Raw genomic sequence first — 13,978 nt, forward strand, 5'->3', positions numbered from 1 at the left:
TATTCTATTTACAGTGTGATAAAAAAGTAATCAAAGAAGCTATAATAAGTGGAGAATCTAAGATCCAATTGTTTTATAAGGGTGACAATTATAAAAAATTAGCTCACAAAAAAAGACTTGATATTTCAAAAAAATTGTTAACTGAAGCGAGTTCAAATAGTGTAGATAAATATACAATTTTTAATAATCTGAGTTTTTTATACAGTAGAGAGGGTAAAATAGATAGTGCAATTCTATATTCAAAAAAAATGCTGAATTTGCCAAATGTTCTTGAGAAAGAAAGTTTACAAGCGAAAGTGTTTTTTAAACTTGGGAATTATTTTAATAAAATCAATCAAAAAGACAGTGCTTACTATTATTACTTTAATTCTAATAAACTATTCTTAAAAGACCAGGATAGTATTAATATTATTAAGAATTTAGTAAATTTAGCTATTTTAGAATCAGATTTTGGAAGTTATGCGACAAGCGATTCAACTATAGTAGCATCATTAAAATACATCGGTAGAAAAAAAAATAAGATTTTGGCTTCTGCTTATAATTGTTTAGCAATCAATTCAAAAAAACAGTTTTTATATGATGATGCAATTTCTTATTATAAAAAAGCGATTGCTATTTCAAAAATAAAAACATCAAAAAATATTTATAAAAGTAATATTGCTAACGTTTATAAAGAACTTAAAGAGTATTCAAAAGCCATTTTAATTTTAGAAAACTTATTAAAAGATTCAATAAAAAATCTTAAAACAAAGGCAAGAGTTATTGATAATTTAGCGCATATTAAATGGTTAAATAATTCAAAAGAAAATGTTTTAAAAGAATTTTTGTTTGCAGAATCAGTTAGAAATAATAAAAATGATAAAAAAGGATTGATTGCAAGTTATTCTCATTTATCTGATTATTATAGGAAAGCGAATCAAAAAAAATCTTTAATTTATGCTAAAAAAAAATATAGAATATCTAAAGAGCTAAAAAATGTTACAGGTCAATTAGAAGCAATAAATCAAATTGTAACACTTTTAACACCACAAAACTCTATTAAGTATTACAAGAAAAGTATACATTTAAAAGATAGTTTAAAAGAGGCTAATACGAAGATACAACACAAGTTTGCAAAAATTAAATACAATTTTGAAGAAGAAGAAAAGCAAAAGTTAAAATTTAAAACTTTGGCAACAGAAAATGAATTAATTGCAGAACAAGAGAACAACCAAAAGAAGAATGTTCTAATTTTAGGGATTATAATAACCTCTAGCTTATTATTCTTATTATATAGAAGAAAGCAACAGCATAAAAAAAGAATTCTACAAGAAAGCTATAATACTGAAACAAGAATAGCAAAAAAATTACATGATGAGTTGGGGAATGGTCTTTTTAATACACTTACAAAGATTCAGAATCCTAATTTAAAAATTGAAGAGATTGTAAAAGATTTAGATAAAATATACATGCAAACACGTTCGATTTCTCATGAGCATGATTCCGTTGAAACAGGTACGAAGTTCGAAGATTATTTTAGAAATTTACTAGCGAGTTACAACACAGATAGCTGTAAAATTATATTAAAAGACCTTTCTGTTTTATCATTAAATTCTTTAAGTGAAGAAAAACAAATTGTATTTTATAGGGTTTTTAATGAGCTGTTAGTGAATATGAAGAAGCACAGTAAAGCAAGTTTGGTGGTTTTATCTTGTAAAAAAATAAATAATGTTTTAGAAATAAAGTATTCAGACAATGGAGTAGGGTTTGAAGGAAATAAAATTATTTTTAAAAATGGACTCAAAAATATGGAAACCCGTATAAAAACAATCAAAGGAACTCTTAATTTTGATGAACAAGGTAATAATGGTTTTAAAACAACCATTTGTTTTAAAAAATAGTATATGTTTCAAAAAGTTTTAATAGCTGAAGATTTTGATATTATTAATAGTGGACTAAAAACTGCTTTAGAAGAAATGAAGGTTTCTGAAATTTCCCATGTTTCTTATTGCGATGAGGCTTTATTAAAACTGAAAAAGGGAGCATTAGAAGGCAAACCGTATGACTTACTAATTTCAGATTTGTCTTTTTTAGAAGACCATACGCAGCAAGAAATTACTTCTGGTGATGCTTTAATAGAAAAGGTTAGACATGTATTTCCTAAATTAAAGATTATTGTTTTTTCTGTAGAAGACAAACCATTTAGAATTCAGAATTTACATAAAAACCTAAAAATTAATGCTTATGTCTGGAAAAACAGAAACGGACAAAAAGAATTAAAAAAGGCAATACAGCATGTTTTCTCTGAAGGAGATTTCTATATTTCTGAAGACTTAAAAGAAGCAATTCACCCTAAAAAAGCAATTGAAATTACAGCGTATGATATTTTGTTAATTGAATACCTTTCTAAAGGACTATTACAAGAAGACATCAGTAAAAAATTAAAAGAAAAAGAAATTTCACCTTCTAGCACTAGTGCAATCGAAAAAAGGTTAAAGTTTTTAAAAGAACATTTTAATGCGAATAATCCGGCACATTTAGTCGCTATAGCCAAAGATTTCGGATTGATTTAAGAACAATTTTTTGCTATAGTTTATTTAGATTACGGGTTTCCGTAGTCTTTTTTAATTATATGGACTTAGATTTTAGCAGATTTATATGGCATTTAGTTGATGAAAATGAATGGATTAGCATGATGACTTCTTATATTAAAGTAGCATCTAGTGAAAAGGATAATGCAATTATAAGGAATACTCTTATAGAAGGTAAAGTTGTTAATAAGGGAGTTAAGGTAAGAGGTAAACTCGTTTTACCATTTTATAAGCTAAAGGGAGATATTATGTCGTGACAGATTATTCAGATATAATGAAAATATTATATAATGAAAAATCACTAGGTATTTATCTTAAAAAAACGAAAAACCTAGTTCAGATAGGAAGGGGTGATATTATTGAAATACATAATTTCTTAGTTGATTAAAAGGCATTAGTTTTAAATATTAGAAATTATTAAGTAAAAGCAAGAAAAGAAGAAGTACTAACTTAAAACCTTACGGAAACCCGTAAGGTTTTGTTTTTCAGAGTGTTTACTTTTGTTTAAGTATTAATTTAAGCCTTTGTAAAGAATTATGGAATTTCAAAATAAAATAAAAGCAATTGCAGACAAAATATCTTTATTAAAAGATAAAATTGAAACGGAAGAATCTACAAAACATGCATTTGTATTACCTCTTATTCATGCATTGGGTTATGATTCCTTTAACCCTACTGAGGTTGTACCAGAATTTACAGCAGACTTAGGTCTAAAAAAAGGAGAAAAAGTAGATTATGCAATTTTTCAGAATGACGTTCCTATTTTAATTATAGAATGTAAAAATTGGAAAGAAACTTTAGATAATCATAATTCTCAATTATTTAGATATTTTCATGTAACAAAAACCCGTTTTTCTCTATTAACAAACGGAATTCAATATCGTTTCTATACAGATTTAGAACAGGCTAATAAAATGGATGAAAAACCATTTTTAGAGTTTGATATTACAAAAATTAAAGAGAATGAAGTTTATGAGCTCTTAAAGTTTCATAAATCTAATTTCGATGTTAATACAATTGTAAACAATGCAAGCTCTTTAAAATACACCAAAGAAATTAAGAAATGTATTTCTGAAGAACTAAATAATCCTTCTTTTGAATTTTCTAAGCTATTTGCCAATAAAGTTTATTCTGGTAGGTTAACAGAAAAAGTTATGGACGATTTTATTGGTTTAGTTCACAAAGCTTTAAATCAAACAATTAGCGAAAAAGTAAACGATCGGTTGAGTGCTGCTTTAAATAAAGAATCAGAAAAACAACAACAAGAAATTATTGAAGTAAAGCCAGAAGAGAATAAGATTATTACTACAGAAGAAGAGTTAGAGGGTTTTAGAATAATCGTTGCTATCTTAAGGCGAAAATTAGATGTCAATAGAATAACGCACAGAGATACACAATCTTATTTTGGTGTGCTTTTAGATGATAATAATAGGAAACCTTTGTGTAGACTTCATCTAAATACGGTTAATAAATATTTAGGTATTTTTGATGAAAATAAAAAGGAAATTAAGATTTCTATTGAGAGTATAGATGACATTTATAAATATGAACAAGAATTACTAAATATGGTAAGCTTCTATATTACAGATTCTAATTAAATTATTTAATTAGAGTTTTTAGAAACCTCAGGAAATTTTATATTTGAAAGCAAATAAAGTAAGTATGAAAAAAATATTTTTAGTTATAATAATTTTTGCTTTTTCAACAGCTTTTCAAACCAGGGAAAAAGAAGTTTTTATTTGTACGAGTAAATCAAGTAAAAAGTATCACTTAAAAAAAGATTGTAAAGGAATTAAGAGGTGTAGATCTAAAATTAAAAAAATTACTAAGATAAAAGCACTAAATGTTGGCAGAACGAAGTGTAAATTAGAAAAAATAAAAAGACAATAAAAAGTCCCATTTTTTAAAAAACAGGACTTTTAACTTCTACTTTTTCTATCACAACTAGTTCTTGGTTAAGCAACAATAAATTCAAACTATTGTTACTGCACGAGTATATCAAATTAGAGTTTTGTGTATAGGTATACATACCTGTTTTTAATCTCTTCTTCTGGTAGATATTTTTTTATTATCATTTGTCTTTCTTCTAGCTTTAGCTTTTCTGGTGTTTTCTTTTTTCGTTCTAGAGTTTACTTTTGAACTATTTCTAGGAAGAGGTTTTTTAATTTCCTCTATTTTTCTTCTAGAACCTGAACGAGTATTTCTTCTTTGAATTTCTGAACTCCTATTTGTTCTGGTATTTGTTTTTCTTTTAGTATTAGATTTACGATAAGAAATATTAGTACGTTTTTTATATGCATTATTACTTCTATTAGAAGCAACTGGTTTTCTTCTTTTTAAAATGGCACTTCTTTTTCCGATTTTAGCATTTCTATTAGACTTGTAATAAAAGTATCTATTGTCTTCTCTAAACTTTGTGTAATTTCTTCTAAAATCACTTTTATAAAAATAAGCATCATTATAGTTCCATATATTTCCTAAATTTAGATTAATTCTTATTCCGTTATCATAATAAAAATTATCTTTTACATTTCCGTAGAAAACAGGATTTCCGAATCTATTATATTGAACATTTAAGTGGCCAACATTGGTAAGTCTATTTCTATAGTATTTCATAAAAACATTTCCAACTCTAGAAACATTGCCTCTGTAATCATAATTAATAAATACATCCCCTACACGTCTTATTCTACCTCTATAATCTCTATCTATAGTTATACCGCTTCTTCTAGTACGTAAACCATTATAATCGTAATAGGTGTCATTGTAATTTGAATTAAAATCAAAATCTCCATTCGTAAAAATAAAGAATTCGACACCTCTTTCTATAAAGTTAACAGAATTCTCATAAGAGTAATCAACCCTAATATTGTTTGTTAAATAATTGCCGTTTTTGGCTTCAACAGTAGAAACCATCATGAACATTCCTAATAATATAAGTAAGCCTTTTTTCATAATATATGGTTTTAAGGGTTTTGCCTACTCTAATAGCTTTTCGGCGTCCGCATTCGATTTAACATTTTCAAAGAACGTGCCAAAAAAAGATAGATGCATTTATAATACTTTGCTTTTACTGTAAAACATATGATTAATGTGTTGATATTAAATTATTTGTGTTCGTGTGATAAATATTAAGAACTTGACGCTAAGAAGTGTTGCACTACTCTTAAAATAAAATATATATTAAATAAATTTGCAGAACGTTAGATAATCTTTAACTATTTTTTCTTATATTATTAAAAGCACTAGATGGTAGCTTTTTAGATTTTCTATAAGAGACAGAAATGAACGTTTATAAAAGTATTATTTTTAGATAACATTAACTTCTTTTGATACGGGCTGGTACAACTATTGCACTATTTATAAGGTTATTAATAAAAATAAATAAATATGTATTTTAAAAAAATTAAGAAACATTTATTAGCAGTAACACTATTGATATTTTCTTCAATTACTTATGGCCAAAACACATTGCCGATAAGTCACGTAGAAGAAATAGACCAAATTGCAGAGATCGAAGATTCTGCCTTAAAAGCAATACTAGTAAAAGAAATAAATTCGAATAAAAAATGGAAGCGTTTAGTTGCAGGTAAGCAGATGTCTATTGGTATAGTCGATTTAAGTGATGCTACTAAGTTTAAGTATGCAGGTATGAATGACAATTTTATGATGTATGCTGCCAGTTTACCAAAAATAGCGATTCTTTTAGCAGCTATGGATGCTATAGATAAAGGCGAAATGGAGTATACAGATGAAATTAAAAAAGATTTACGATTAATGATTAGCAAATCTAATAATCAGGCATCTACAAGAATGATTGATAGACTTGGTTATAAAAAAATTGAAGATGTTTTAAGAGCTCCAAAGAATAAATTATATGACGAGGAAGTTGGTGGTGGTCTTTGGGTTGGTAAAAGATATGCTGCTCAAGGCAAAAGAAATCCAGACCCGCTTAAAGGTTTAAGTCATGCAGCCACAACTAGGCAGGTATGTAGTTTTTATTATCAATTAGCTTTAGGGAATTTAATTAATACAGCAAGCTCTAAAGAAATGTTAGAGATTATGAAAGATCCTAAATTACATCACAAATTTGTAAATACTTTAGACAAAGTGGCACCCAAAGCAACTATTTACAGAAAATCTGGTTCTTGGAGAAATTACCACTCAGATTCAGCTTTGGTTTGGGGCCCAGAAAGAAAGTATATAATTGTTGCATTAATTGATAATGATTATGGTGAACAAATTATAAGAAATTTGGTTAAACCGTTAGAAAAGGTATTGAAAAAAGGACGTTCTTTATAGTCTATTTTATGAATTAGATTGTGAGAAAGATTATAACTAAAACTTTTGGATTAAGAGATGATGAAATACGCATCTCTTTTTTAATGCTCTTATATATTTTTATAATTATTACCGTTTTACTAATTGTAAAACCAACTGTAAATGCCCTTTTTGTTTCTAAACTAGGGGCAGATAATTTACCATTTGGTTATCTATTGGTAGCCAGTGTAGCGGTTTTAACTTCTTATTTTTATAATAAAGCAATTAGAATTTTTTCTCTAGTTAAAGTAACAGTTATCTCTTTGGTTACTTTTAGTTTGTCTTTTATAGTACTAAGTTTGGTTATTAAATACGCTCTTCTAAGCAATTGGATTCTCTATTTTTATTATGTTTTTATTTCTCTGTTTGCTGTAGTGGCAACATCACAATTCTGGTTGTTTGCCAATATGGTTTTTAATGCAAGAGAAGCAAAAAGAAATTTTGGCTTTATTGGAGCAGGTGGTATTGCAGGTGGTATTTTTGGAGGTTATCTAACAAGTATAATAGCGACTAATTTTGGTAACGAATTTGCTGTTTTTCTCGCAGCTTTATTAATTTTAATTTGTATTCCTATTTTAAAAAAAATATATAATTCAAAAATTAAGTTTTTAAATTCTTTTAAAAGGAAACAAGTAATTGCAAACGAAGAAAATTTAGAAAGTTCTTCTTTACGTCTAATTTCAAAATCGAAACACTTAACTTACATTGCTCTAATAACAGGAATAGGAGTTATTGTAGCAAAGTTAGTAGATTTTCAATTTAGCGATTTTGCTCAAAAAGCAATGCCAGATTCAGATGATTTAGCAGCTTTTTTTGGTTTTTGGTTTTCAACATTTAATGTTGTTGCATTAGTTATTCAGTTATTTCTTACCAATAAAGTTCTAACAAGATTAGGTGTTTCTTCTACTTTACTAATACTTCCGTTAGCAATTGCATTTGGTAGTTTGTTGTTTTTAACCTTCCCAGAGTTATGGGTTTTAATAATTATTAAAGCTATTGATGGCAGCGCAAAACAATCTGTAAATAAGGCAGCAATAGAGTTATCTATAATGCCGATTCCTATTCAAGTTAAAAATCAAGCAAAATCTTATATAGATGTTGTTATAGATAGTTTAGCAACAGGTTTTGCAGGTTTTTTATTAATATTTTTAATTAAGAGATTAGATTTAGATACCTCTTATATAACCGTAATTATTTTACTTTTCACTTTTGTTTGGATTCTATTTATCTATCGTTTAAGAGAGGCTTATTTTTCATCTTTTAAAGAGAATATTCAAAAAACACTCTCGTTAGAATTTAATAAAAATAAGAAGAGCGAAAATACCATTATCGATATAAAAAACATCTTTTTAAATGGTGATGAAGAGTCTATTTTAAATGCGTTAGAAAGGTTAAAAGATTACAAACAAACTTCTTTTAACACTTCTGTAATTAAACTTTTAGAGCATCCTTCAAAAAAAATTAATGCAAGAGCTATCGAATATTTAGATTCTTTTGAAGGAATTGATATCTTAGACAAGGTAGAAAGTTTAGTGAATGAAAAAGATGATCTTTTAGCATACATGGCTTTAGATTATCTTTTGGCACATTCACCAATTTCAGACGAATCTTTTTTTAATAAATATCTAAATCATGAAAATGAATACATAGCAAACGGAGCCTTATTATCTTTGGCGAAACAAAGTTTTAATAACGCCAAGTTAGGTGTTAACTATGAGGTTGTTACTAGGCTAGAGGAGAAGGTTGTTGCGTTAAATACGGGTGAATTGTCTGATAGAAAAGAAGTTTTAGCAGGTTTGTTGATGAGTATTGCATATGCTAGAATGACTAGTAACTATCATTTAATTAGTAAATACCTTAAAGACGATAACGCTTATATAGCAAAATTTGCAACAATTTCTGCAGGTATTACTTCTGATGAGGTTTTTATTAAGGATTTATTAGATTCATTATCAGAAAAAAAACATAGAAAAAGAGCGATAAGAGCGCTGAGCAATTATGGTCCAAAAATTATTGATTTTATCTTTAAATTGGATAAAAACGGGACACTAAAACCTTCTACTAAAAAATACATTCCGAAAATTGTAGAGTCTTTTAAAAATGAAAAAGCAGTAAGAGTTTTATTACGCCTTTTAAGAAATAAAAATGCGATTACACGATTAGCTGCCTCTAATTCTTTAACTAAAATACTAAAGAAGAACACCAATTTATCTGTTAGCGCTAGAGTTATTAAAAATCAGATTTTAAGGGAAAGTAGTTATTATAAAAATACTTTAGAAATTATAGCTTCTATAGAATATTTAATTAATATTGACTTAGTTGATGAGGTAAAAGAAAAAAATCAAGAAGTTTATGAGGCTAGAAAAAACATTATTTCTGAGTTAGAAATTTTATTAGATGCGAACATAAAATGTATTTTCAACCTCTTAAGTTTGGTTTATAATGAAGAGGATATAAAAATGACGTATGTTGGTATACAGAGTGAAATTAAGGAAGCTAAAATAAATTCATTAGAATTTCTAGATAATATCTTACAGCGTAAAATAAAAACAATGGTATTGCCAATTATAGAATATTATGTGGTGGATGACAACCATTATAAGTCTTCTATCATAAATTTAAAAATTATTAGAGAAAAAAAGTTTTTAAATAGAATAGTAACCTTAGGGAATGTAAAATTAAAATCTCTTGTTATTAAATACATTCAAGCATCTAATAACAAGAGATTAATATCGGTATTGCTACCGTTAAATAAATTTAAAAATAAAGAAGTGAAAGAATTAGCTACAAAAACATATCATTTATCTATTTCTAATAATAATTAATTATCACTTTCATCGTTATCGCTCTTATATTCTTCTTCTTTAATTATCGATTTTTTAGAAACATTTGCTTCATCAATAATATCATCAATTTTACTAGCCATATACATGTGAGCGCCAGCAGAATTTTTATTTAAAACGTTAGACATTAGACAAACAATGTATTTTAAACCATTAGGGTGCTCTACAATAATAACAGAATTCATGTAGTTAAAAACGTTACCTGCATAGCTTTTACAGTCAGGGTTTTTTGCTCGATCACATTTATAATAACTACCAGATTTAAAATAAACAGCGGCACTATCTAATCTTGGTGATCTGGCATATCTAATTCTTCTATCTGTTAAATATAGCAATCTTTTCATCTCTAAACTAGATGCTTTGTCTACAACTTTTCCTTGTTCTAATTGCACTAAAAACTTCATTAAACCTTTTGGCGTACCAATGCTCCCTCCTTTTCTACCAACATATTTGCCAGCAGGTCTTGTAAACATTCCGCCTAATTTCCATTCATCTTCTCCAATACCTAATTTTCTCAAAGGTGCGTTAACTACCGTATTTGCTAAGTTTGTAAGAGAATCTCTAGGAGTATCTATAAAATATTTCTCTGCTTTTTCTGCATCTAAAAAGAAGTAATCTTGTCCGAAGGCAGCCATTAACATCGCTTCTCTATACATAATACTTGCAGCACCATTATTACTTACAGAAACCATGTGATCTAACCATTCATATAAAGAAAACTCGTCACTAGCAACCACTTTTCTCTTTGTTAATCTATCTTTTTCAATATCATAAACAGGTATTGTATGATGATCTCCTGTTCCCCAATACCTAGAAGTTACTTTGATGTTTTTTAAATAACCAGCTCTGTCTTCCCAAGAATCTGGACATAGTTTTTGCAGTTGATCGAATACAGCTAAAAGAACGGCGATTTTACCAACGCTTCCTGGTTGATAACCAATATTTTCTCTGTGTGCTGCATATCTTAATTTATCAGGGTTGCTCATATCCATCACAGACATAGAATAGGCACCAGCCGGAATTATTCGTTTTAATTTACTTTCGAAATCTGTATCAGAAACTAATAAATCTTGAATACTGTCTTTATTCCTATTCGAGAGGTTTAGTTTAATATCTGCTAATTTTTTATAGGCTCCCGCAGGAATTCTATTGTATTTTACACTATCTAATTGAAACTTTCTAAGTTGATACAATCTTGCAATTCCGGTAGCTTCATAACCATCTATAGGATACTTAATGAAACCAAGGGAGGCAACAATTAAAACGGCTAATACTATATATTTACCTTTCATAATTATATTTTTTCTGTTAACATTATTTCTGTGCTATTTTCTACTTTAGGTGCAATTGAATTTAGATAATCAGAACTTTTGGCTTGTTTATTTTCTACAAAAGGTCTTATTTGAAACAACCAAAGCTTGTCATCTTTAAAACCAAACTCAACATCATAAGCGTAATTTTCTTCGGAAGATTTCTTCCCAATTTTAGCTCTAATTTCTGTTGCTAATTCTCTAATTTTATTCACATTACCTGTATTTAAAATAGGCTGATTAAATGTGGTATAATACTTTTTTGTACTTCCTGTTACTGGTAAACGAATGTAATCTGGTTGTCTAGCAGGACTTAATAAATAGCTGCTTTCTGCAGTAATTAATCTTGTCTCTGCAGATTGCCCATCTACAGCGCCTCCGGCTCCTCTACTAAAAGCCACTGTTAAATCGTTTTCAGAACCTTCATTAATTCCTTTTGTAATCATAACTCCAGAATAATCTACATCTACACTTGGTATAATTAAAATTGAAGGATACACATTTTCTGGATTTAATAAATATTTCTGACGCCATTTAAAACTTCTCTCTGTATAAGCAGAAGCCCAAACTTGTTTTATTCCTTGAATTATTTTTTCTTCTTTTAGAATATTGAAAAGGGTTAAATTTAAACCAGCTCCTGTAAATTCCTTCAAATCTTCCATATTGGTATCACTTCTTAAAAACACAGGTACGTTTCCAATGTCATTTCCAAAAACAGTTTTAAAATTACTCTTTAAATCGTTTATAAAACGATCATCTAAATTGATGTTTAAAATAGCTGCATGTAATTCTTTTAAAGAAGAAATCAAGAACTTTTCTATAGCTTCTTCTGAACTAGCATTGCTTTTTAATTCTTTTGCTTTTAAAAATGTAGCATTCAAAAACTGCCAATAGGTTTTGTCCTTACCAGGCATTTGTTTGTTCATATGGGTTTTAAAAATTCCAAAAGGAATGATGATTCCCTCAACAACTTTATTTGGGAAAAGGTGTTTTAATTCTCCTAAATTGGCTGCTTTTGGTCCGCATAAAATACCAGAATCCGTAGCTTTTACATCTCTCATATTTATAATCTTAGAAACATCTAACTTTAATTTGTCAGTTGGTACTTCAATCATATTTTTTGTTCTTTCTTTTCTATCGAACAATTTTTGTTCGATAGCTGACATGTCTTTTTCTAACTTTAGAATAACATTTCCTTTGCTAGATACTGCGTAGAATACATTTCTATTGGTATATTCTTCAAGCGATTTTAAATTTTCACTAGACAAAGCTGCGTTTGGTATTCCTAAATTTCTTGCTAATAATTGTACATGAGAAACTAAATTCCCTTCAGAAACTGTCATAATTCCTGCAACAGGTTTTAAATCTGAAGGTGGTTTTTGAAAAATATAAATATTATTTGTGTTCACTTCAACTTCATCAGGGTTTCCATCTACAACAATCAATTTTCCAAAAGCATACCCAGGGTTTAATCCTCTTATTGTACCTTGGTTGCTAATACTCATTACATTGTTATTCACTTTAGAAACCTTAGCTGCATATTTATTTAGTTGACTAACTGTTTCGCCTAAATTTAGGGTAATCGAATTCCTAATTCTGTCATCTATAAAACCATAGGCTAAAGACTCAAAAGCAGCATATTCATTTACATCTTCTTGGTAATTTGCTTTCACTAAAGAAGTACTCCATTCTACAATTCTTCTAGCATTAGTAACCAAAGTGTTTAGTGCTCCTAAGGTAGTTTTGTCCTTTTTTAAAGTACTCGAAAAAATAGGTTTTACAATATCAAATTCCCATGCTTCTACCAGGCCTGTAGCATACGATGCACACGTAAGTGTTTGTGTTTTTAAAATAGTTTCTTCTAAGGTTTCTGGAATCCAGTTTTGAGTTTCTATTAATAGAATTTTTTCTAATTGATTTGTTAAGTCTAAAAGATTTAAGCGGTCTCTACTACTTTTAAATAATGCAATATTATATCTTAGAAGATCTAAATTATCTGTAATTTTAAGAACGATATCTTTTGCAGTAAAACTTGATTTGTCTTCATTAACAAATTTTTTTAAATTACTTAGAACTTTATTTTTATCTGTAATTTTAGCTAATTCTTTAGCAATTGAACTGTAGTTTAAAGGTGCATAAAACGCGTTCATTGTAGCTAAGAGTTTCTCAAATGCTTTTTTTTCTTTTACAGAGATTTTAGACGCATTTTTCTTTACATAGTTTTGGACTAAATAGATATCAGATTTTTGTGGATTACCATGAATTTTAATTCGGATGTCCATAAAATCGGCAATTTCTTCAGCCAATATTTTAGATTCACTACGCATTAATTGCGCAATGTTAGAATCGCCATTATGAGGAATGTCTTTTAAAGACTGTCTCACCAAATAATAATTAGAATTTAAAAAATGATCATCTTTTAAAACGGTCTCATAAAACTCTTTTCCCCAAGCTTCTTCATCTTCAGATTGTATTGCACCTCTGTAAAACTGCCCTTTTTTTAAAACCCAACCATCATCTACACTCGCTAAATACTGGCCTATTTGATATTGTTTTATTCTGCTAAAATTATTTTCTGAATCTAAAAAATCTTCCGTTTTTACACTTGCCAAAATTTCGCCAAAAAATAAATGATTGCTTTTCCTTAAGTCTAAAGCAGATTCTTTAAAACTTGCATGCTGTATTCCACCTCCAATAGAATCTGGACACGGATTTTTTGGATCTCTGATGCTACCGTCTTTACAAAACCATTTAATTCTATAGTAAGGGCCTCTACTATCTTCTTTGTAATATTTAATTAGCTGCTTTATGTTCTCTAAGCTTTTCTTTTGTGAGGAACTATTTAAGCTAAAAAAAAATGCTAGAGTAAAAGTAAGAAGTATTTTTTTTTTCATCATCTGTTTTTTTTACAAATTTATATTTTAAAAAGTTAATA

Annotated in this window: 9 protein-coding genes; 6 read left to right on the top strand and 3 right to left on the bottom strand. The window is 28.2% G+C overall.

Going from position 1 to position 13,978, the window contains the following annotated elements; genetic code table 11:
• Positions 1-248 precede the first annotated feature (248 nt).
• The 4 genes from CW731_RS15300 (at position 249) to CW731_RS15320 (ending at position 4,460) form a co-directional block, all read left to right on the top strand.
• On the top strand, positions 249-1,880 hold the full coding sequence (locus tag CW731_RS15300) for a tetratricopeptide repeat-containing sensor histidine kinase (RefSeq protein ID WP_157812243.1): 1,632 nt from the start codon (positions 249-251) through the stop codon (positions 1,878-1,880).
• Between the two features lie 3 nt (positions 1,881-1,883).
• Positions 1,884-2,552 (top strand): response regulator, encoded by a 669-nt coding sequence (locus tag CW731_RS15305; protein WP_100947542.1) that lies wholly within the window; start codon positions 1,884-1,886, stop codon positions 2,550-2,552.
• 554 nt (positions 2,553-3,106) lie between these two features.
• Complete coding sequence (locus tag CW731_RS15315; protein WP_100947544.1) at positions 3,107-4,168, top strand: type I restriction endonuclease; 1,062 nt, start codon at positions 3,107-3,109, stop codon at positions 4,166-4,168.
• Positions 4,169-4,232: 64 nt separating this feature from the next.
• Positions 4,233-4,460, top strand: coding sequence for a hypothetical protein (locus CW731_RS15320; protein ID WP_100947545.1), 228 nt, complete (start codon positions 4,233-4,235; stop codon positions 4,458-4,460).
• 147 nt (positions 4,461-4,607) lie between these two features.
• Here the strand turns inward: CW731_RS15320 and CW731_RS15325 are convergent, their stop codons facing one another.
• Entirely contained in the window at positions 4,608-5,525 is a 918-nt protein-coding gene (locus CW731_RS15325) for a hypothetical protein (RefSeq protein WP_100947546.1), read from the bottom strand.
• Positions 5,526-5,960: 435 nt separating this feature from the next.
• Here CW731_RS15325 and CW731_RS15330 point away from each other — a divergent pair, with 435 nt between their 5' ends.
• Positions 5,961-6,872, top strand: a complete 912-nt coding sequence (locus CW731_RS15330; protein WP_100947547.1) for a serine hydrolase — start codon at positions 5,961-5,963, stop codon at positions 6,870-6,872.
• 20 nt (positions 6,873-6,892) lie between these two features.
• Positions 6,893-9,715, top strand: coding sequence for an Npt1/Npt2 family nucleotide transporter (locus tag CW731_RS15335; protein WP_100947548.1), 2,823 nt, complete (start codon positions 6,893-6,895; stop codon positions 9,713-9,715).
• On the opposite strand, the gene CW731_RS15340 is transcribed toward CW731_RS15335, so the two are convergent.
• Both CW731_RS15340 and CW731_RS15345 read right to left on the bottom strand, forming a co-directional pair.
• Complete coding sequence (locus CW731_RS15340) at positions 9,712-11,025, bottom strand: serine hydrolase (RefSeq protein ID WP_100947549.1); 1,314 nt, start codon at positions 11,023-11,025, stop codon at positions 9,712-9,714. The genes CW731_RS15335 and CW731_RS15340 overlap by 4 nt on opposite strands.
• 2 nt (positions 11,026-11,027) lie before the next feature.
• Entirely contained in the window at positions 11,028-13,937 is a 2,910-nt protein-coding gene (locus tag CW731_RS15345; RefSeq protein ID WP_100947550.1) for a PEP/pyruvate-binding domain-containing protein, read from the bottom strand.
• Positions 13,938-13,978 lie beyond the last annotated feature (41 nt).

This window comes from Polaribacter sp. ALD11 (assembly GCF_002831685.1).
In the GTDB taxonomy this organism is placed as follows: domain Bacteria; phylum Bacteroidota; class Bacteroidia; order Flavobacteriales; family Flavobacteriaceae; genus Polaribacter.